This is a genomic window from Streptomyces sp. NRRL WC-3626 (assembly GCF_000718785.1).
Lineage (GTDB): Bacteria > Actinomycetota > Actinomycetes > Streptomycetales > Streptomycetaceae > Streptomyces > Streptomyces edwardsiae.
In genome coordinates this window covers 135,445-155,651 of record NZ_JOCA01000007.1, presented here as the reverse complement: position 1 = coordinate 155,651, position 20,207 = coordinate 135,445, and the positions used below count along the sequence as shown (strand labels likewise).

The 20,207-nt window shown below is 73.0% G+C and carries 14 protein-coding genes; 10 read left to right on the top strand and 4 right to left on the bottom strand.

What is annotated here, in order from left to right:
* Positions 1 to 30: 30 nt before the first annotated feature.
* Both IF28_RS0113790 and IF28_RS0113785 read right to left on the bottom strand, forming a co-directional pair.
* The gene (locus IF28_RS0113790; protein WP_030218761.1) at positions 31 to 2,697 is read right to left on the bottom strand and encodes a SpoIIE family protein phosphatase/ATP-binding protein; all 2,667 of its coding nucleotides are present in this window, start codon (positions 2,695 to 2,697) and stop codon (positions 31 to 33) included.
* Between the two features lie 167 nt (positions 2,698 to 2,864).
* Positions 2,865 to 3,686 (bottom strand): phosphotransferase family protein, encoded by an 822-nt coding sequence (locus IF28_RS0113785; protein WP_051713742.1) that lies wholly within the window; start codon positions 3,684 to 3,686, stop codon positions 2,865 to 2,867.
* A gap of 87 nt (positions 3,687 to 3,773) precedes the next feature.
* Between IF28_RS0113785 and msrA the strand changes: the two genes are divergently transcribed.
* Positions 3,774 to 4,286 carry a peptide-methionine (S)-S-oxide reductase MsrA gene (msrA, locus tag IF28_RS0113780; protein WP_030218755.1) on the top strand — a complete coding sequence of 171 codons (513 nt, stop codon included), beginning with the start codon at positions 3,774 to 3,776 and terminating at the stop codon, positions 4,284 to 4,286.
* 70 nt (positions 4,287 to 4,356) lie between these two features.
* On the opposite strand, the gene IF28_RS0113775 is transcribed toward msrA, so the two are convergent.
* On the bottom strand, positions 4,357 to 4,830 hold the full coding sequence (locus IF28_RS0113775; protein WP_030218752.1) for a carboxymuconolactone decarboxylase family protein: 474 nt from the start codon (positions 4,828 to 4,830) through the stop codon (positions 4,357 to 4,359).
* A gap of 176 nt (positions 4,831 to 5,006) precedes the next feature.
* Here IF28_RS0113775 and IF28_RS0113770 point away from each other — a divergent pair, with 176 nt between their 5' ends.
* Complete coding sequence (locus IF28_RS0113770; protein ID WP_030218749.1) at positions 5,007 to 5,231, top strand: hypothetical protein; 225 nt, start codon at positions 5,007 to 5,009, stop codon at positions 5,229 to 5,231.
* Positions 5,232 to 5,255: 24 nt separating this feature from the next.
* Here the strand turns inward: IF28_RS0113770 and IF28_RS0113765 are convergent, their stop codons facing one another.
* A complete protein-coding gene (locus tag IF28_RS0113765; protein WP_234325152.1) occupies positions 5,256 to 7,835 on the bottom strand; it encodes a discoidin domain-containing protein in 2,580 nt (859 codons plus the stop codon).
* A 453-nt stretch (positions 7,836 to 8,288) separates the two neighbouring features.
* Here IF28_RS0113765 and IF28_RS0113760 point away from each other — a divergent pair, with 453 nt between their 5' ends.
* The 8 genes from IF28_RS0113760 (at position 8,289) to IF28_RS0113725 (ending at position 20,195) form a co-directional block, all read left to right on the top strand.
* A complete protein-coding gene (locus IF28_RS0113760; RefSeq protein ID WP_030218743.1) occupies positions 8,289 to 10,562 on the top strand; it encodes a catalase in 2,274 nt (757 codons plus the stop codon).
* A gap of 194 nt (positions 10,563 to 10,756) precedes the next feature.
* Positions 10,757 to 11,938: a spore photoproduct lyase family protein gene (locus IF28_RS0113755; protein WP_030218740.1), complete on the top strand. Its 1,182-nt coding sequence runs from the start codon at positions 10,757 to 10,759 to the stop codon at positions 11,936 to 11,938.
* Positions 11,939 to 12,017: 79 nt separating this feature from the next.
* Positions 12,018 to 12,872 carry an ABC transporter ATP-binding protein gene (locus IF28_RS0113750; protein WP_078621139.1) on the top strand — a complete coding sequence of 285 codons (855 nt, stop codon included), beginning with the start codon at positions 12,018 to 12,020 and terminating at the stop codon, positions 12,870 to 12,872.
* Positions 12,869 to 13,855 (top strand): iron-siderophore ABC transporter substrate-binding protein, encoded by a 987-nt coding sequence (locus IF28_RS0113745; RefSeq protein ID WP_030218734.1) that lies wholly within the window; start codon positions 12,869 to 12,871, stop codon positions 13,853 to 13,855. Before IF28_RS0113750 ends, IF28_RS0113745 begins: the two co-directional genes overlap by 4 nt.
* 4 nt (positions 13,856 to 13,859) lie before the next feature.
* Positions 13,860 to 15,926: an iron ABC transporter permease gene (locus tag IF28_RS0113740; protein WP_030218731.1), complete on the top strand. Its 2,067-nt coding sequence runs from the start codon at positions 13,860 to 13,862 to the stop codon at positions 15,924 to 15,926.
* Between the two features lie 227 nt (positions 15,927 to 16,153).
* The gene (locus IF28_RS0113735; protein WP_030218728.1) at positions 16,154 to 17,515 is read left to right on the top strand and encodes a hypothetical protein; all 1,362 of its coding nucleotides are present in this window, start codon (positions 16,154 to 16,156) and stop codon (positions 17,513 to 17,515) included.
* 185 nt (positions 17,516 to 17,700) lie between these two features.
* Positions 17,701 to 18,924: an AAA family ATPase gene (locus IF28_RS0113730; protein ID WP_030218727.1), complete on the top strand. Its 1,224-nt coding sequence runs from the start codon at positions 17,701 to 17,703 to the stop codon at positions 18,922 to 18,924.
* Positions 18,921 to 20,195: a DUF2201 family putative metallopeptidase gene (locus IF28_RS0113725; RefSeq protein ID WP_030218725.1), complete on the top strand. Its 1,275-nt coding sequence runs from the start codon at positions 18,921 to 18,923 to the stop codon at positions 20,193 to 20,195. Before IF28_RS0113730 ends, IF28_RS0113725 begins: the two co-directional genes overlap by 4 nt.
* The last annotated feature ends 12 nt before the right edge of the window (positions 20,196 to 20,207 follow it).

The window sequence follows — 20,207 nt, the reverse complement described above, 5'->3', positions numbered from 1 at the left end:
GGCCCGGGCCGTCGGCAGGCCCTCGCGGGCTCACTCGCCGGCTCCGGCGGGCAACGGCTGCTCCGTCCAGATGACCTTGCCGTTCGCCGTGTACCGCGTGCCCCAGCGTTCTGCGAACTGGGCGACGAGGAACAGTCCGCGGCCGCCCTCGTCCGTGATCGCCGCCCGGCGCAGATGCGGGGACGTGCTGCTGCCGTCGGACACCTCGCAGATGAGGGCGCGGTCCCGGATCAGCCGTACCCGGATCGGCGGCGAGGCGTGCCGGACCGCGTTCGTCACCAGCTCACTGATGATCAGCTCCGTGACGAACGCCTCCTCCTCCAGCCCCCACCCGGCCATCGTGCGGGTGACCGCCGAGCGCACCGAGGCCACCGCGGACGGATCGGACGGCACGTCCCACACGGCGGTGTGGTCCTCGTCCAGCGCGCGCGTGCGGGCGATCAGCAGCGCGACGTCGTCGCGGGGCCGTTCCGGCAGCAGCCGGCGCAGCACCGTGTCGCAGGCCTCCTCCGGGTCCCCGGCGCCCTCCAGGGCCCGCCGCAGCAGCTCCAGCCCCTCGTCGATGTCCCGGTGGCGGTCCTCCACCAGCCCGTCGGTGTAGAGCGCCAGGCTGCTGCCGGGCGCGAGCAGCAGCTCGGCGGTCTCGAACGGCAGCCCGCCCAGCCCGAGCGGCGGACCCGCGGGCACGTCGACGAACCCGGCCCGGCCGTCCGGACCGACGACGGCCGGCTGCAGATGCCCGGCGCGGGCCAGCGTGCACCGGCGGGTCGACGGATCGTAGATGACGTACAGACACGTCGCCCCTGTGACCTGCGCGGCCTCACCGTCCCCGCCCTCGTCCTGGTCGATCCGGGTGACCAGCTCGTCCATGTGCCACAACAGCTCGTCCGGAGGCAGGTCCAGAGTGGAGAAGTTGTGCACCGCCGTACGCAGCCGGCCCATGGTGGCGGCCGCGTGCAGCCCGTGACCGACCACGTCGCCGACCACGAGCGCCACCCGGGCGCCCGGCAGCGGGATGACGTCGAACCAGTCGCCGCCGACCCCGCCGCGCCCCGCCTGCGCCGGCAGATAGCGGTGCGCGACGTCCAGCGCGTTCTGCTCCTGCAGCGCGCGCGGCAGCAGACTGCGCTGCAGCGTGCCCGCCATGGCGTGCTCACGGGTGTAGCGGCGGGCGTTGTCGATGCTGACCGCCGCACGGGCCGCCAGCTCCTCGCCCAGCGCCACGTCGTCCTCCTCGAACGGCCCCGGCTTGCGCGAACGCCAGAACGTGACCACGCCCAGGACGACACCGCGTGCCCGCAACGGCACCGCGACCATCGAGTGGATACCGGCCTCGACGACCTTCCGGGCCCGCTCGGGGGCCGGCTCCTGCCACCCGGAGAAGCTCGTCATGTCGGCCTCCAGGACCGGCCGGCCCGAGCGGAAACCGGCGCCCTGCGGCGTGGCGGGACCGTACGGGATCAGCTCACCGACCGGCAGGAACGGGACGTCGTCCCGGACTCCCCGGAACGCGACCCGGCACAGCGCCGCGTCCCGCTGCGACGGCTCCTCGCCCCGCAGCACGGCCTCCGCCAGTTCCACGGCGACGAAGTCGGCGAACCGCGGCACGGCGAAGTCCGCCAGCTCCTGCGAGGTGTGCACCACGTCGAGCCGGCTGCCGATGCGCAGGCCCGCGTCGTAGAGCAGCCGCAGCCGCTGCCGCGCCACATCGGCCCTGCCCTCCAGGGCCTGCAGTTCGGTGGTGTCCCGCAGTGTCGCGACGGCCCCGGAGGGCCCGCCGTCCCGGTCGGTCGGACGCTGGCTCACGGCCAGCAGCCGGCCCCGGGCGATGTACACCTCGTCGGTGGCCGGGCGGCCCTCGGCGAGCAGCCCGGCCAGGGCCGCGTCGATCCCGGCCCCGGCCGCCGTACGGCCCTCCGCGTCCGCGGGGAGGTCGAGCAGCCTGCGCGCCTCGTCGTTGGCCAGGGCCAGCCGGGCCTCACCGTCGACGATGATCACGCCCTCGCGTACCGCGTGCAGCACGGCGTCGTGATGTTCATACATCCGGGTCATCTCGGCCGGCTCCAGCCCGTGGGTCTGCTGCCGCAGACGGCGGCTGACCAGGGCCGTGCCCAGCACCGACAGACCGAGGGCGGCGGCCGTCGCGCCGAGCAGCAGCGGTACCTGGTGGTTGGCGGTCTCACTCACGCGTTCGAGCGTGATGCCGGCGGCGACCAGCCCGGCCACGGTGCCGTCCGGGTCGGTGACCGGCACCACGGCACGCGTGGACGGCCCGAGTGTGCCCGTGACGGTCTCCCGGACGATGCCGCCCTGCGCGGCGGGCTCGATGGCGCCGATGTAGTGACGGCCGATCTCGGCCGGATTGGGGTGGGTGTAGCGGATGCCGTCCGTGGTCATCACGACGATGAAGTCCACGTCGGAGGCCTTGCGCGCGGCCTGCGCGCGAGGCTGCAGCACCGCGCTGGGATCGTCGGACGCCAGCGCCGCCCGCATCCCCGGCGCCTGGGCGAAGGTCCGCGCCACCGCGAGCGCCCTGTTGCGGGCCTCCCGCTCGGTGTCGGCGCGCGCCTGCAGCACGAGGGCCGTCGCCGCGGCGAGCGCGAGGAACAGCACGATCACCACTTGCAGGGCGAACACCTGGTGGGCGAGGGGACGCGCGGTCACCACCGGGCGAAGGCGGCCCAGGAAACCGGCCATGCCCCATTTCTAGCACCGCCCCACGCCCCGTGCGCGAAGGATCCCCCAAGATCCTCCCCGGGCCGCCGACCCGCCGACCCGCGGGGAGTCCCGTATCCCCGGTGCCCTGAGGACGCACCGGTTCGCCCGGTCCCGCCCCGCACACGCCCTGCGGGTGGCCGCGCCCCTCAGCCGTAGCGCTCGAGGAGCGCCTGGAGATATCCCTCCAGCCTCTCCGTCAGCACCTCCGGCGTCAGATCCGTACGGCCCAGCTCCCGCCAGGGAACGGCGACCTTCTCCGCGTCGGGCGCGAACGCCAGCGCGTCGAGAAGCTGCCAGTACACGTGGGCGCCCGGATCCCCGTCCAGGCTCCCACCAGCGGCCGCGTAACGGCCGGCGAAGGCCATTCCGGCGGGGACGCCGTGGAGCAGGGCCAGGGCCGTCGAGCAGTGGGCGACGTCCAGATCGGCCGGGCCCCATGAGGTCTCCACCCAGTCGACGACGCCACTGATCCGCAGCCCGGGGCCGGCACCCGAGAAGAGGACGTTGCCGGGATGGAAGTCCCGGTGCAGGAAGCACCCCCGGTGCTCCGGCGGCTCGCGGCGGATGACATCGACGGCACGCCGCCACAGCTCCGGCCGCCGGGTGTGTTCCGGCGGCGTCACCCGCTCGGGAGAGGTCCACGCCTGGTAGGCACGGGGCCGTACGGCGGGCCGCACGGCGTGGATCCGCGACAGCTCCCGGGCCAGCGGCCCGGCACGTTCCCCGGCGCCCGCGTCGTCCACCCGTACGGCGCCGGGCAGCAGGGACATCAGCAGCGAGGGATGCGCGCAGTGCCGGGCCGACGCGTCCACCGCGACGAGCGTCGCGGCGGGGAGCCCGCGGTCCGCGAGCAGCGACAGGACGTCCGCCTCACGTGTCAGCAGCCCTTCCGCGTGCCGTACGAAGAACGGCTTGACGAAGGACCGCAGGACCAGGGACCGCCGTCCGTCCGGCCCGCCGTACGCCATCGGCGGCGTGGCCGGAACAATGGGGGAGCCGGTGGGGTTCTCACTGGTGGAAGCCGTAGGGCATGTGGGAGAAGGGCGACATTCGAGATGACGAGGAACGAGGAGAGGGCGCTGCTCGCCGGCGGCTGCTTCTGGGGCATGGAAGAGCTGATCCGCACGTTCCCGGGTGTGCTGACCACGCGGGTGGGCTACAGCGGCGGCGACGTGCCGAACGCGACCTACCGCAACCACGGCACGCACGCCGAGGCGATCGAGATCACCTACGACCCGGCCGTCACCGACTACCGCACGATCCTGGAGTACTTCTTCCAGATCCACGACCCGAGCACGAAGAACCGGCAGGGCAACGACATCGGCACGAGCTACCGCTCGGCGATCTTCTACCTCGACGACGAGCAGAAGCGCGTCGCCGAGGACACCATCGCCGACGTCGACGCGTCGGGGCTGTGGCCGGGCAAGGTCGTGACCGAGGTGACCGCGGCCGGACCCTTCTGGGAGGCCGAGCCGGAGCACCAGGACTATCTGCAGCGCTACCCGGACGGCTACACCTGCCACTTCGTACGTCCCGGCTGGCGGCTGCCGAAGCGCACCGGGGCCTGACACCCGTACGGACGAGGGGGCGCTCCCGCTTCGCGGGCGCGCCCCCTCGTCATGGGCCGAAACGGTTCCGTCAGCCGAACTGGCCCGGCCGGTAGGCGCCGGCGGGCTGGCGGTTGATGACGTTGATGCGGTTGTAGGCGTTGATGACGGCGATCATCGAGATCAGGGCGACGAGCTGGTCCTCGTCGTAGTGTTTGGCGGCGTTCGCCCAGGCGTCGTCACTCACCCCGCCGGACGCGTCGGCGAGCCGGGTGCCCTGCTCCGTCAGCTCCAGCGCCGCGCGCTCGGCCTCCGTGAAGACGGTGGCCTCCCGCCAGGCGGCGACGAGGTTGAGCCGGACCGCGGTCTCCCCGGCCGCCGCCGCGTCCTTGGTGTGCATGTCGGTGCAGAAGCCGCAGCCGTTGATCTGGCTGGCACGGATCTTCACCAGCTCCAGGGTGGCGTGCGGCAGACCGGCGTCCGTCACCGCCTTGCCCGCGGAGTTGATGTGCTTCAGCACCTTGGCCGCGAGGGGGTTGGAGAAGAAGTCGAGACGCGCTTCCATGGGGAGCTCCTTGGTCGGCTGTCGTGGATACACCGCACTGACGGAGGAGCTCCGGCTGATGTGACCGAACGCGGATGTGACCTACGTCTCCTCGCCGGACGGGGCGGTCCGATGTGTCGTCCGCGCGGCGGCGCACGACCGATAACCTGGCCGGATGGACGGGGAGCGGAGCGTCGGTGAGTGAGCGTCGGGAGCGCGACTGGGCGGACATGACGCCCCAGGACTTCGATCTCGACGCTCCGCTGTTCCTCAGTGTGGGAACCGGCCCCGTCGTGGTGCCGGCCGAGCCGGACGAGTACGGTACGGCGCCGCTGTTCGGTGAGGAGACCCCGGTACGACGGCCGGGGCCGCGGCGTGTCCCGCGCCGGGCCGCCCCCGATGAGCAGGGGCGGCTGTTCTGAATCCGGCGCGGGACGCCGTCACGCTCAGGGGAACTGGGTGACCTTGGACGGGACGGTGTCCGTCCCCGACGTCGGGGCGCCCGTGTCGTTGATGACGTGGCGGTACTGCCCCTTGCCGCCGAGCGAGATCACCTGCAGATTCCGCATCTTGATGCCGGGCTTCACCGGCACCTGGAATCCGTGGTGCTGCACGATGGTGTCGTCGGACGTGTAGTTGCAGTAACTGCCCAGCGCCCACGCCTCGTGGACGTTCACCGAGTCGGCGACCTTGTAGGCCGCGTAGCCGACGATGCCGTCATGGGTGATGGCGGCCTCGTTGGGGGCGTCGTACGCCTTCTCGTTCTGGAAGAAGATCGTGCGGCCCCGTTCGCCGCTCCAGAACACGTCGTACTTGTTGAAGTGTTCGACGAAGAGACCCGTGGTGAGGACGTCGTCGCCGTTGACGCGCAGTCCGTAGTCGGCGCGGTTGGTCTCCCAGCCGACGCCCTCGCCGTGGTCGGCACGCCAGATCCAGGTGTGGTCGATGATCACGTCGTCGCTGTTGACGACCACGGAGTCGGTGGCACGGCCCGGACCGGCACCGCCGATACGGACGAACACGTCCTGCATGGTGGTCGGGTTGGCGGCGTGGTCCGCGGCGGAGCCCGGCTCGCCGATCCGCAGCAGGGTGTCCGACTTGACCGGGCCGGCGTCGATCAGGAAGCCGGCCAGCCGGACACCGTCGACGTCCGCCACGTGCATGGCGTCGACCCCGTTGTCCGGGATGATCGTCGCCAGGCCGAGGCCGAGCACGACCGTGTTGGCGCGGTCGACCTCGATGGTCCGGTCCAGATGGTAGACACCGGGCGTGAACAGCAGGTTGAGGCCCTGGTCGAGCGCGGCGTTGATGGTCGCGGCCGTCGCGCCGGGCTTCACCACGTAGAACCGGTCGAGCGGAAGGGACGTACCGCCCGCGTTGGCCGGCCAGGAGACCCCGCGCGCGTTGGTGCGCTTGGCGGGCACGAACACCTTGTACTGATTGCCGTCCAGGTAGAGGAACGGCTTCTCGCGGGAGACCGGCGTGGTGTCGAACGTGGTGTACGGGCCGGTCTCGAAGTTGCTCGCCGGAGCGCCCTGGACACCCGTGAACGTCATGTTCCACACGCCGTTGGTCCAGCCGCCGACGGAACTGTCGCGCGTGTACCACTGCTGCTGGGAGTAGGGGCCGACGGTGCCGTCGATTGTCGAGTCGGCGATATAGCCGCCGGAGGCCCAGCCGTAGCCGTTCGGGGCGAGGTTGAGGCCGCCCTTGACGTGGATCCGGCGGAACGGAGCGGCCTGCGCGACCGCCCAGCGGTCGGTGCCGTTCACGGGGTTGATGGCGAGGTTCTCCGCCGAACGCCAGAAGTTCTGGGTGGCGTTGCCGTTGAACCAGCCGGCGTCCACGGTGATGTCACCGTTGATCTGCACGTCGTCGGGGTTGAGGCCGAGGCCCGAGACCGAGGTGTAGAAACCGAGTTGGGCGTTGATGTTGTTGTACGCGCCCGGCTTCAGCAGGAACTGGTAGCGGCCGCTGCCGAACTGGTTGCTCTCCTGCTGCGCGAAGACCTGGTCGAACTTCTGCTGCAGGTTCGGCGTCGACGGGTCCACGACGATGACGTTCGGACCGAGATCGCCGCCGCCCTCGATCGGACCGGTGCCGCCGTCGTCGGACGTGGTGTGCACGGCGACCTCCCACAGGGAGTAGCCGTAGCCGGTCCCGCGGGCCGTGCCGAGGACGCGCACATAGCGGCCCGAGCCGCTCACCTCGTAGGAGGACCGGCCGCCGGTCGCCCCGGTGACGGACTTCAGGGTGTTCCAGTTCTGCCCGTCGGTGGACGCCTCGATCCGGAAGTCCTTGCCGTAGGCGGCCTCCCAATCGAGGTCCACCCCGCACAGATCGCGTACGGCGCCCAGGTCGACGCGCACCCACTGCGGGTCGGCTGCCTGGCTCGACCAGCGGGTGCCGGCGTCACCGTCGAACGCGGCGGATGCGGGGGTGCCCGCGTTCTCCGTGGACGAGGCCGAAGCGGGCCTGCCCTGGGCGGCGTTGGCCGTGCCGCAGGAGGCGGGCGGGTTGGAGCCGGTGGTGCCGAAGACCTGGAACTCCCACAGCGAGTAGCCCCACTCGGTGGCCCGGTCCAGGCCCTGCATACGGACGTAGCGGGCCTGCCCCGACACCTCCACGGTGTCGACGCCGCCGTCGCTCCCGGTCACGGTGCGGGCGTCGGTCCAGCCGCTGCCGTTCCCGGAGAACTGGATCTTGTAGTCCTTGCCGTAGGCGGCCTCCCAGTTCAGGACGACCCGGGTGACCGACGCCGTGGCGCCGAGGTCGACCTGGAGCCACTGGTCGTCGCTCGTGGCCGAGGACCACCGGGTGCCCGTGTCGCCGTCCACCGCGCCGCTCGCGGGCGTGCCCGCGTTCTCGGCCGTGGAGGCGGTGGCCGTCCTGCCCTGGGACAGCGGGGTCTCGGCCGCGGCGGCCGGGGCCTGGGCGGCGGGCAGGGTGACGAGCGCCGCCGTGGCGGCGAGCGCGGTACCCAGGGCTCCGCGTCTGAGGCGGCTCGAATGCTTCATCTGTCTCATGCGTCAGCCTTCTGCTGGGGCGATGTGGGGATGCGGGCGAGCCCGCGTGCGCGCAGGCCTGACCGTCCGGCCGGCCGGTGGCGCTGTGCCGCGGCTCTCTGTGCGTGTGGGCATGCCGGAGGACGAACACGGCTGCGCGGCCGCTTAGTTCAGGCTTTGATTTAAGTGGTGAGACATCGCCCCGGCAAGCCCTCGGACGTGAATTGGTGAAGCGGATGCCCGCCGCGGGGCGGCTCGCCGGGCCGAATCCGCATGCCTTGACCGCCCGGCCCGGGGTACGCGGCCGGGGCGGTTCACCCCTTCGGGGGGCGCCCGCTGCGGGGGTGCTCCCGGCGTGAGACGTTGACAGCGCCTGCTGCCCTTTTCAGACGCTATGTCCTGTCGGGCCGCCCGCATCGCAACTGAACGCGCGGCCACCGTCCGTGGCCGGTCCGAAGCGGAGGAGTGTCACCCATGAGCGAGGCCAACCCCGTCAAGCGGGCGGCGAAGAAGATCGCGGAAAGCCTGCGGGACGACGGATCGGCACCGTCCGACGGCATTCCCGGCCGGCCCGGACCCCTGCCGCCCACCGTGGCCGAGCCGACCCGGCCCCGTGAACCGCTGCCGGCCAAGCCGGACCAGAGCGGCCCGGCCACCGTGTCGCCCACCGGCCAGCCGACCGGCGCCGACCAGGCGAGGGTGGCGCAGTCCGGCAACTACCTGACCAACGCCCAGGGCACCCGGCTGTACGACACCGACCACTCGCTCAAGGCGGGCCCGCGCGGCCCCGTACTGCTCCAGGACCACCATCTGCGCGAGAAGGTCATGCACTTCGACCACGAGCGCATCCCGGAGCGCGTGGTCCACGCGCGCGGCGCCGGCGCGCACGGGGTGTTCCAGAGCTACGGCACGGCGGCCGCCGTGACCAAGGCCGGGTTCCTCGCGGCGGACGTCGAGACACCGGTGTTCGTACGGTTCTCCACCGTGGTCGGCTCGCGGGGATCCGCGGACACCGTGCGCGACACCCGCGGCTTCGCCACGAAGTTCTACACCAGCGAGGGCGTCTTCGACCTGGTCGGCAACAACATCCCGGTCTTCTTCATCCAGGACGCCATCAAGTTCCCCGACGTCGTCCACGCCGTGAAGCCGCACCCGGACAGGGAGATCCCGCAGGCGCAGAGCGCGCACGACACGTTCTGGGACTTCGTCTCCCTGCACACCGAGGCGACCCACCACACGATCTTCTTCATGGGCGACCGCGGCATCCCGCGCTCCTACCGCATGATGGAGGGCTTCGGCGTCCACACCTTCCGGCTGGTGAACGCCGAGGGCGGCACGACACTGGTGAAGTTCCACTGGAAGCCCAAGCTGGGCGTGCACTCCCTGGTGTGGGACGAGGCGCTGACGATCAACGGCGTCGACCCGGACTTCCACCGGCGGGACCTCGCCGACGCCATCGAGGCGGGCGCGTACCCGCAGTGGGAGCTGGGCATCCAGACCTTCCCCGACACCCCCGAGCAGACCTTCGAGGGCATCGACCTGCTGGACCCGACGAACATCGTGCCGGAGGAACTCGCCCCGGTGCGTCCGGTCGGGCTGATGACCCTCAACCGCAATCCGTCCAACTTCTTCGCCGAGACGGAGCAGGTCGCCTTCCACGTCGGCCACCTCGTGCCCGGGATCGACGTCACCGACGATCCGCTGCTCGCGGGACGGCTCTTCTCGTACCTGGACACCCAGATCACCCGCCTGGGCGGCCCCAACTTCCCGCAGTTGCCCATCAACCGGCCGCAGGCACCGGTCAACGACATGCTGCGCGACGGCATGCACCAGACCGCCGTGCACCGGGGCGTGGCCCCCTACCGGCCCAACTCCCTCGACGGGGGCTGCCCGTTCACCGCCGGCGCGGACACGAGCGCGTTCATCGAGGCGCCGGTGCGCATCCCGGAGGCGTCGAAGGTGCGCGAGGCGCCGGAGTCGTTCGCGGACCACTTCAGCCAGCCACGCCGGTTCTGGCTCAGCATGAGCCCCGTGGAGCGCGAGCACATCGTCGGCGCCTACACCTTCGAGCTGGGCAAGTGCTACGAGCAGGCCATCAGGGAGCGGACGCTGCAGGTGCTGGCCAACATCGACCCCGAGCTGTGCGCCGGTGTCGCCGCGGGGCTCGGCCTGCCGGCGCCCGGGCCCACCGTGCCGCTCGCCGACGTGGCGCCGAGCCCCGCCCTCTCGCAGATCGGGGGGACCTGGCCCGTCGACGGCCGCGTCATCGGGATCCTCGCCGGTCCGGACGGCGACCTCGACGGGGTCCACGCGGTACGCGACGCCGTGCTCGAGGCGGGCATGGTCCCGCTGGTCGTGGCGCCGACGGCCGGCACGCTCGGCTCGGGTGAGCCGGCCCTGACGGTACAGCGCAGCTATGTCACCGCGCGGTCCGTCGAGTACGACGCCGTACTGCTGGCCGGGCCGCCGGCCCCGGGCGACGACGCGGCCGGCGCGCGCGACGGCAAGGGCGCGCCGGCCGGGCGGCGTACGGCGGCCGACCCGCGGGTCGGACAGCTGCTGACCGAGGCGTTCCGGCACGGCAAGGCGATCGGCGCGTGGGCGGGTGGCGAGGCCGCCCTCGAAGCGGTGGGTATCCCCTCCGACGCCCCCGGCGTCGTGGTCGCCGACTCCGGGCCCGCGGTCCTCGACCAGGTCCGCGCCCTGCTGGCCTCCCACCGCGTCTGGGAGCGCTTCGCGCCCGCGTGAAGACGCGATCCGGGTGGGAACCCCGTCCACCCGGTTCCGGGCGCACCGGCTCCGCACGCCGTGGGTGGGGGCAAGGATCCCGTGGGGTGCGGTCCCGCCGCCGTACAGTGGAGGAGGCCGTGGCCGTCCGGGTTCCGTGGAATCCGGACGGCGGTCATTCCGTATCGTCTCCGCGTCGAGAAGCCGATCTGCACATGCGCCACCACCCCTCCTCGTCCCCCGGCTCCCAGGAGCCGCTCTTCGGCCTCGACGCGATGGCGGCGGCGTCGGGGGACGCGCCGTCCCTGTCCGCCCCCGGCTTCTGGGACTCCGCGCAGGCGCGCCGGCTGCTCGCGATCCGGGAGATCCACGCCGAACCGGCCGCCGCCGCCTCGCCGCGCGGCCGGCAGATCCTCGCCCGGTTCCCCGACGCCAAGCTGATCGAGGTGGACTCCCACTGGCGCATCCCCGAGCTGCACGGCAACGAGGGCAGCGCCGACCGCTGGATGCGGATCAAGCGCGAGACCCTCGTGCTCGGCGTCAAGAAGACACTCACCACCCGGCCCAACGGCCGTTCCGCCGACTGGATCGCACCCGGCCCGTCCAACGGCTGCGCCCTGTCCTGCGTGTACTGCTACGTCCCCCGCCGCAAGGGCTTCGCCAACCCCATCACCCTCTTCACCAACATCGACGGGATCATCGCCCACCTCGGCCGCCATGTCGCGGCCCAGGGCCCCAAGACCGAACCGAACCAGTGCGACCCCGGGGCATGGGTGTACGACATCGGCGAGAACGGTGACTGCTCCGTGGACGCCCTCGTCTGCGACAACACCGCCGACCTGGTGCGCGCGTTCCGCGACTGGCCCACCGCGAAAGCGTCCTTCGCGACCAAGTTCGTCAACCCCGACCTGCTGGAACTCGACCCGCGCGGCCGGACCCGTATCCGCTTCTCGCTGATGCCGGCCGACGACTCACGCCTGCTGGACCTGCGCACCAGTCCGGTCGACCGGCGCATCGCCGCCGCCGCGGACTTCCTCGACGCCGGGTACGAGGTGCACTTCAACCTCTCACCCGTCGTCCTCCGCCCCGGCTGGCAGGACGCCTGGGCCGAACTGCTGCGGCACATGGACGACGTACTGCCGCCGCGCGTCAGACAACAGGCGCGCTGCGAGGTCATCATGCTCACCCACAACGCGGACCTGCACGAGGTCAACCTCCGCTGGCATCCGCGCGGCGAGGACGCGCTGTGGAAGCCCGCCGCACAGGAGACCAAGCGCTCCCAGAACGGCGCCCTCAACCTCCGCTACCGCGCCGGCGTCAAGCGGCGGGCCCTCGCGGAGCTGCGGGAACTGGTCGCCCGCCACGCGCCGTGGCTGGATATCCGCTACGCCTTCTGACGGGCCGGCAGAACCCGGTCCGGGCTTGTCGCAGGTCACCCCCTGATAACGGGAATTAAGGGTAGGCTAACCTTGCCTCGTGATCCCAGCTGAAGAGGCGACTTCAGGCCCGCGCGGCCATCAACTGTCCGCCACCGACGTGACCGTGGCGTACGACGGCGCCGACGTCGTGCACGACGCCGCGCTGACCCTGCGCCCAGGTGAAGTGACCGCCCTGGTGGGCCCGAACGGCAGCGGCAAGTCGACCCTGCTGCGCACCGTCGCCCGGCTGCAACGGCCGCGCAGCGCCACGCTCACCATCGACGCCGGCACCGACGCGCTCGCCCTCGGCCCCCGGGAGTTCTCCCGCCGCGTCGCCCTGCTGCTCCAGGGTCGCCCCACACCCAGCGGACTCACCGTGCGCGACGTCGTCGAGTTCGGCCGCTACCCGCACCGGGGCCGCTGGGGCGGAACGGACCCCGGCGGCCGCGCCGCGGTGGACCGCGCCCTCGCCCTCACCGGCGTCGCCGAACTCGCCGGCCGCGGAGCCGAACACCTCTCCGGCGGACAGCTCCAGCGAGTATGGCTGGCAGGCTGTCTCGCCCAGGAGACCGGCGTCCTCCTCCTCGACGAACCCACCACGTACCTCGACCTGCGCTACCAGGTCGAACTCCTCGACCTCATGCGCGACCTGGCCGACGAACACGGCATCGCCGTCGGCGTCGTCCTGCACGACCTCGACCAGGCGGCCGCCGTCGCCGACCGCATCGTGCTGCTCGCGGCCGGACGCGTCGTCGCCGAAGGCCTCCCCGAGGACGTCCTCACCCCGGAACGCCTGACCGAGGTCTACGGCATCCGCATCGAGGTCGACACCGACCTCCTCACCGGCCGGCTGCGCACCCGCGCCATCGGCCGTCACCACACCCGAAGCGAAAGGCTCGGCACCACCTCATGAGACGCCTCCTGCTCACCGCGCCCCTGGCCACCGCCGCCGCCCTCCTGCTGGCGGCCTGCGGCACCACCGAACCCGCGGCCGACGACGATGCGACCGCCAAGGAGTCCGCGCAGGCCATCACCCTCACCGACGCCACCGGCGCGAAGGTGGAACTCGACGGCCCCGCCAAGAAGGTCGTCGGCACCGAGTGGAACGTCGTCGAGCACCTGATCTCCCTCGGCGTCGACCCCGTGGGCGTCGCCGACGTCAAGGGCTACGGCACCTGGGACTCCGCCGTCCCGCTGAAGAACGAGCCCAAGGACATCGGCACCCGCGGCGAGCCCAGCATGGACACCATCGCCTCGCTCCAGCCCGACCTCATCGTCGCCACCACCGACCTGAAGCCCGACGCCGTCAAGCAGTTGCGCAAGGTCGCCCCGGTCCTGGAGGTGAAGTCCGCCGACGCCGCCGACCCGATCGGGCAGATGCTGAAGAACGTCGACCTCATCGCCGAGGCCACCGGCACCACCGACCGCGCCACCACCCTGAAGAAGGACTTCGACACCAAGCTCGCCGAAGGGCAGAAGGCCCTCACCGAAGCCGGCCTGGACGGCGCGGAGATCGCCTTCGCCGACGGCTACGTCAACGCGGGCCAGGTCTCCCTGCGCCCCTACACCTCCGGTTCGCTCATCGGCGCCGTCAACGAGCGGCTGGGACTGAAGAACGCCTGGAAGCTCGAGGGCGACGAGGCCTACGGCCTGGCCGCCACCGACGTCGAGGGCCTGACCGGCCTGGGCAAGGTCCAGTTCGCCTACATCGGCAACGACGACGACGCGACCAGCGACCCCTTCGGCAAGGAGCTCGCCGACAACTCCATATGGAAGTCCCTGCCGTTCGTGAAGTCCGGTGACGTCCACCGGCTGGACGACGGCATCTGGATGTTCGGCGGCACCGGCTCGATGGAGGCGTACACCGACGCCCTCGTCGCGTCGCTGACGAAGTAGCGCGATGGCCGTCACCGCCACCACCCCCATCGCCCGTCCGGAGACGGTGCCGTCCCGGACGGGCGCGGCCGCGGTGACGACCGCGCTCGTGCTCCTGGTCGCGGCCCTCGCCGTCGTCGACATCACCCAGGGCACCGCCGCCGTCGGCCCCGCCGAGGTCCTCAAGGCCCTCACCGGCCGGGCCGACACGGCAGACGCGTCCGTCGTCATCGCCTCACGGCTGCCCCGGATGACCGCCGGACTCCTCGTGGGCGCCGCCCTCGGCATGGCCGGCCTCGCCCTGCAGGCCGTCAGCCGCAACGTCCTGGCCTCCCCGGACACCCTCGCCGTCAACGCGGGCTCCTACCTCGCCCTCGGCGTCGCCGCCGTCACCGGAGTGTCCCTGCCGGTGCTCGCCTCCTCGGGCGTCGCCTTCGCCGGCGGACTCGCGGCGGCGGCCGTCGTCCTCGGACTGTCGGGCCTCGGCTCCGGCACCGTACGGCTCGTACTCGCCGGCACCGCGCTCGCCCTCGGCCTCACCGCCGTCACCGAGGGACTGCTCCTGCTGTTCCCGCAGGAGACCGAGGGCCTCTACCGGTGGAACCAGGGCAACATCGGCCAGAACGGCTTCGACGGCGTCCTCCAGATGCTGCCCGTCGCCGCCGTCGGACTCATCGGACTGCTGCTCATCGCCCGCCGCGTCGACGCCCTCGCCCTCGGTGACGACGCGGCCCGCGGACTCGGCGTCCCGGTGCGGGCCACCCGCGTCACCGCCGTCGTGCTGGCGACGCTGCTCTCCTCGGCGGCCGTCACCCTGGCCGGCCCGATCGGCTTCGTCGGCCTGTGCGCCCCGGCCCTGGTCCGCCCGCTCGCCCGCTGGGCCCGGGGCGTCCTGCGGCTGCGGACCGGCGTCCCGCTCGCCGGACTCGTCGGCGCCGCACTCGTGCTCGGCGCGGACGTGCTGCTGCGCGCCTTCGTCGACGCGGACACCGCCGTCGCCGTACCGACCGGAGTCGTCACGAGCCTCGTCGGCGCGGTGTTCCTGATCGTGATGGCCGCCCGGCTGCGCGACACCGCCGGCGCCGCCGCACCGGACAAGCTGCGCATCCGCAGCCACGCCGTCTTCGTCACCACACTCATCGTGCTGGCGGCCGCCGTGGCCGGCGTCACCGTCGCCGCCGTCCTGCTGGGCGACAGCAAGCTGCTGCTGGGCGACGTGGTCAACTGGGCGCAGGGCAGGGCGGGCAGGACGGTCACCTTCGTCCTGGACACCCGGATGCCCCGGGTGTTCGCCGCGCTCCTCGCGGGAGCGGCGCTCGCACTGGCCGGAACCCTGGTGCAGGCCGTCACCCGCAACCCGCTGGCGGAACCCGCGGTCCTGGGCGTCTCCGGCGGCGGCGCGCTCGGCGCGGTGATCCTCGTGACGACGGTCCCCGTCGTCGGGGGGTGGAGCGTCGCCGGAGCGGCCTTCGCGGGATCGGCGGTCACCGCGGTCGTCGTGTTCGGCCTCGCCGCGCGCGGGGGCTACCAGCAGAACCGGCTGGTGCTCGTCGGTATCGGCACCGCGACCGCGACGACGGCCCTGATCAGCCTGCTGATCGTGCTCACCGACCCGTTCAACGCGAACAAGGCCCTCACCTGGCTGTCGGGCTCCACGTACGGCCGGAACATGCCCGACGTCCTCCCCCTCGCGATCGTCCTCGCCGTCGGCATCACGCTGGCCGGCGTACGGCACCGGGAACTCGACCTGGTCTCCCTCGACGAGGACACCCCCCGGCTGCTCGGGCTCGACCTGGCGCGCGGACGACTGGGATTCCTCGTGCTGAGCGTGCTGCTCAGCGCCACCGCCGTCGCCGCCGCGGGCACCATCGGCTTCGTCGGCCTGGTCGCGCCCCACGCGGCGCGGGCCCTGGTCGGACGACGCCACACCCGCGTCCTGCCCGTCGCGCTGCTCCTCGGCGCCGTGCTGGTGTGCACGGCGGACCTGTTGGGCCGCACCGTGATCGCGCCCGCCCAGCTGGGCGCCGGTCTGATGACGGCCGTGATCGGGACGCCGTACTTCCTGTACGTACTGATGCGCGGGCGCCGGTAGTTCCGCGCCGACCCACCGCCGCCGGTCCGTCGGATGACCGGCGGCGGTCTCGTGCCCGGTGAACACCCGGTCCGGCCGAACGCTCGACCCGATCGCCGAACCGGAGGCCCGCCACCGCCGACCGCGGAAGCCACCTGACAGATCGTCGCGCGGCGGGCTATGCTCGCCGCGATGACCACTCACTCCGTCCTCGGAATGGGGGTCCCGTCCGCGCAAGGTGAGTGCTGATGCACCCACACATCGCGAACGGGAATCCCCGCCTTTCCCTCTGGCGGCGCGTACGGGAGTACGCCGTGCCGCCCTCCATGATCGAGACCGCCACCGCCCGCCGGCACGTCGGTGACTGGGCCGGTGCCTGTGCCGCGGCGGGTTTCGACGTCGACCTCCACCTGCGTACCCTGGCCCGCACCCACGGCCGCGACCTCGCGTCCCGAGTCAGGTCCGATCTGCGGCACCTGGCGCCCGATCTGCTGCGCTGGCACATGCCGAGAGTCGCCCCCGACGGACTGCTGCGCCCCGGACTCACCGTCGCCCTGGCCCGCTACGGCCATGAGGACCCGGTGCACCTCGTCGTCCGGACCCCGCCCGCGTGGGCGGACGGCGGCCAGCGCATCGGCCTCGCCCTGTGGGACACCGGCCGGCTCGGCGCCGCCGCCCGGCACCACCCGCATCCGCGTCCCGCTCCCCGGTTCCGCCTGGACCTGCACCGCCACCTGTGGGACGCCCGCAGAACCGGCGAACTACCGGCCCGCTCAGGCGCGGACCGGGAGGCGACCGGACCCGAACCACCCGGACTCCTCCCGCCAGGACACCACTGCGCCGTGGACCGCTGGGCAGACGAGGCCCGTATCGTCCTGCGCGACGCCGGGCGTACGGCCGGGACCCTCACCGTCCGGATCGGCGCCGCACACCGGCTGCTGCTGACCGTCCCCGACGACGGCGGTGACACGACGCTGCGCTCCGCACCCGCCGCCCCTGCCGCGTCCGGCCCGCCCCTGCCCGTCCTCCCCGACGCGGCCACCCATGTCCTGCCCGACCTCGACCTGCTCCGCACCGGAGCGATCGAGGCCGAGCGGCTGCATCCCCTGGTCGCAGCCGCACTCGTACCGGACCGTACGGCGACCGGTCCGCCCCCGGCACCCGGGCGGACCGGACAGCCCCACCTCGTGGAGTGCCGAGGCGCACGCCACCGGATCGGGCTGGTCGACGGCGTACTGGTCCCCCTGGACCATGCCCCGGACGAGATCCGGCGGGAGGAGTTGCTGGCCGAACTGACCGGCACCCCGCTGCCCTGCCTGCGGGTCATCGATCGCGCCCACCGGCGGCCGGACTGCCTCACGGGCGTCCGCGAACGCCTCGACCACGGCGACATCGCCGGGGCGCTCGCCGTCGTCGAGAACCTGCTCGGCCCGAACGCGCGCCTGCGAGGCGGGCCCCTGCGGGACGAACTCGAGGCGGCCGCACACCGGCGGATCACCTACGGGCTCTACCGGTCGGGTCTGAGCGGCCCCGCACCGGCATGGCTCTACCCGGCCCGCCCCCGCCCCGAAAACCGCCGCGCCCACCCACGCCACGCCACCGTCGACTGAGCTCAGGGGGACCCACCGCGCTCGACGGACCTCACGGTGACACCCGTCCCCGTCGACCAGACCCACCGGGGCCGACGCCCCGCCATGCTCGACCGACCTCACGGTGACACCCGTTCCCGTCACCGTCGACCCGACCCACCGGGACCCACGTCCCGCCCACCACGCACACCCACAGGTGATCACCCATGTCCTCGCACGCCCTCGCCACCCCTCCCTCCCGACTCGACGTCGCCGGTGAACTGCTCACCCTCCTGCGCGACACCTCCACCGAACCCCGCCCCGACACCCAGCTGGAGGCACTGACCCTGGCCGTCGCCGCCGACCTGCCCGTCCTGCTGTGGGGCGAGCCGGGGATCGGCAAGACCGCCGCCCTGAACCAACTGGCCGCGTCCCTGGACCTCCCCCTGACCACCGTGATCGCCAGCGTCCACGAGCCGTCCGACTTCTCCGGGCTGCCCATCGTCGGCGACGACCCCGCCGAACAGGGCGTCCCCATGGCCCCGCCGGACTGGGCCGTACGCCTGGTGAGGGCCGGCCGGGGCCTGCTCTTCCTCGACGAACTGTCCACCGCGCCGCCCGCCGTCCAGGCCGCCCTGCTGCGACTGGTGCTGGAACGCCGGATCGGTGCCCTCCGGCTGCCGCCCGGCGTACGGATCGTCGCCGCCGCCAACCCGCGCGCCTCGGCGGCCGACGGCTGGGAGCTCAGCCCGCCGCTGGCCAACCGGTTCGTGCACCTGAACTGGACCCACGACCCCGAGGTCGTCGTCCGCGGCCTCGGCGGAACCTGGCCCCGCGCCACCCTGCCCCGCCTCGACCCCGACCGGCTCGCCGCGGCCGTGGAGTTCGCCCGCCGTGCGGTGTGCGCGTTCCTCACCGCACGGCCCACGCTCGTGCACCGGCTGCCCGGCAGCGAGACCCGCCGGGGCGGCCCTTGGCCCTCCCCGCGCAGCTGGGACATGACCCTGACGCTGATCGCCTTCGCGACCGCCGCCGGCTCCGACCGCGACGTCCTTTCCCTGCTGGTCCGCGGCACCGTCGGCGACGGACCCGGCCTGGAACTCCTGGCCAGCCTCGACCGGCTGGACCTCCCCGACCCCGAACTGCTGCTCGCCGACCCGGCCGGCGCCGAACTGCCCCAGCGGGGCGATCTGCGCCAGGCCGTGCTCGACGCGGTGGTGGCCGCCGTGCGCGCCCGCCCCGAGCGGTCCCGCTGGGACGCCGCCTGGGCCCTCCTCGCCCGCGCCGCCGACACCGGCGCGCCCGACCTGGTCGTCGTCCCCGCCACCACCCTCGCCACGCTGCGCCGCGAGGAGTGGGACGTACCGCCGACCATCGAACGGCTCACCTCCGCCGTGGCCCTCTCCCGGCGCGCGGACCACGCCGCCGCCCGCATCACGGCCGGCCGATGACCACGCACCCGCCAAAGACACCGGCCGCCCCCGCCCCCGCCCTCGACCTGGACAAGCTGCTCGCCGCCCGGCTGCAGGCCGCCCGCGCCCGCCCCTACCTCGCCACCGCCCTGTTCGCACTGCACCCCGTCGAGTCCCGGCGCGTCCCCACGATGGCCGTCGACCGGCACTGGCGCTGCTATGTCTCACCGGCGTTCGTGGCCGCCACACCGGAGGAGGAACTGGCCGGCGTCTGGGTGCACGAGGTGTCGCATCTGCTGCGCGACCACCACGGACGCGGCGACCGCGTCGCCCGCGAACGCGGACTGCACGGCGCGGGGGAGCGGCTGCGGATGAACATCGCCGCCGACTGCGAGATCAACGACGACATCTACGGCGACGGGCTGGCCCGCCCCGGCGACGTGGTGCTGCCGAGCACCCTGGGGCTCACCGCAGGGGAGCTGATGGAGGACTATCTGCGCCAGTTCACGCTCGGCCCGTACACCCAGGGCATGGTCTGGCTGGACTGCGGCAGCGGTGCCGACGGACTCGAACGGGTCTGGGACCTGGGCCCGGACGGCGCGCACGGGCTCAGCGAGCAGGAGCGGGACGCCGTACGGTTCCGTGTGGCGCAGGGCATCAGAGCCCGGCCGGGCGACGCGCCGCAGGGTTGGCGGCGCTGGGCGGAGGAGGCGTTCCATCCACCGCAGCCCTGGCGGGAGTTGCTGGGCGCGGCACTGCGCGCGGCGGTCTCCGGCTCGGGCGCGGGCGACGACTACAGCTACGGACGGCCGGCCCGGCGCTCGGCCGGGGTGCCCGGCGCGGTGCTGCCGAGCCTGCGGCGTACGCCGCCCAGGGTGTCGGTCGTCATCGACACCTCGGGCTCGGTCAGCGACGCCGAACTGGGCAGCGCGTTGCTGGAGGTCACCGCGATCTCCCGGGCCGTGGGCGGCCGCCGCGACATGGTGTCCGTGGTGTCCTGCGACGCGGCGGCCGGCCGGGTGCACCGGCTGTGCCGCGGCGAGGGCATCCCCCTGACGGGCGGCGGCGGCACCGATCTGCGCGGTGGCTTCGCCAAGGCCCTCGCGTCCCGGCCCCGGCCGGACGTCGTCGTGGTCCTCACCGACGGACAGACGCCCTGGCCGGACTCCCGGCCGTCCTGCCGGACGGTGGTGGGCCTGTTCCCCCGGGTGGGGGCGTCCTGGGACGAGGACGACCCCGACTACGTGCCGGACACGCCGCCCGACTGGGCCCGCGTGGTGACCATCGGCGCCGAACCCGGAGCCCGGTGAACGGCGCCGCGC

Excerpts from the sequence above, each read along its gene's own strand:
- IF28_RS0113790 (WP_030218761.1), bottom strand. The coding sequence starts at position 2,697 with ATGGCCGGTTTCCTGGGCCGCCTTCGCCCGGTGGTGACCGCGCGTCCC.
- IF28_RS0113785 (WP_051713742.1), bottom strand. The coding sequence starts at position 3,686 with ATGGCGTACGGCGGGCCGGACGGACGGCGGTCCCTGGTCCTGCGGTCC.
- msrA (WP_030218755.1), top strand. The coding sequence starts at position 3,774 with ATGACGAGGAACGAGGAGAGGGCGCTGCTCGCCGGCGGCTGCTTCTGG.
- IF28_RS0113775 (WP_030218752.1), bottom strand. The coding sequence starts at position 4,830 with ATGGAAGCGCGTCTCGACTTCTTCTCCAACCCCCTCGCGGCCAAGGTG.
- IF28_RS0113765 (WP_234325152.1), bottom strand. The coding sequence starts at position 7,835 with ATGAGACAGATGAAGCATTCGAGCCGCCTCAGACGCGGAGCCCTGGGT.
- IF28_RS0113760 (WP_030218743.1), top strand. The coding sequence starts at position 8,289 with ATGAGCGAGGCCAACCCCGTCAAGCGGGCGGCGAAGAAGATCGCGGAA.
- IF28_RS0113755 (WP_030218740.1), top strand. The coding sequence starts at position 10,757 with ATGCGCCACCACCCCTCCTCGTCCCCCGGCTCCCAGGAGCCGCTCTTC.
- IF28_RS0113745 (WP_030218734.1), top strand. The coding sequence starts at position 12,869 with ATGAGACGCCTCCTGCTCACCGCGCCCCTGGCCACCGCCGCCGCCCTC.
- IF28_RS0113740 (WP_030218731.1), top strand. The coding sequence starts at position 13,860 with ATGGCCGTCACCGCCACCACCCCCATCGCCCGTCCGGAGACGGTGCCG.
- IF28_RS0113735 (WP_030218728.1), top strand. The coding sequence starts at position 16,154 with ATGCACCCACACATCGCGAACGGGAATCCCCGCCTTTCCCTCTGGCGG.
- IF28_RS0113730 (WP_030218727.1), top strand. The coding sequence starts at position 17,701 with ATGTCCTCGCACGCCCTCGCCACCCCTCCCTCCCGACTCGACGTCGCC.
- IF28_RS0113725 (WP_030218725.1), top strand. The coding sequence starts at position 18,921 with ATGACCACGCACCCGCCAAAGACACCGGCCGCCCCCGCCCCCGCCCTC.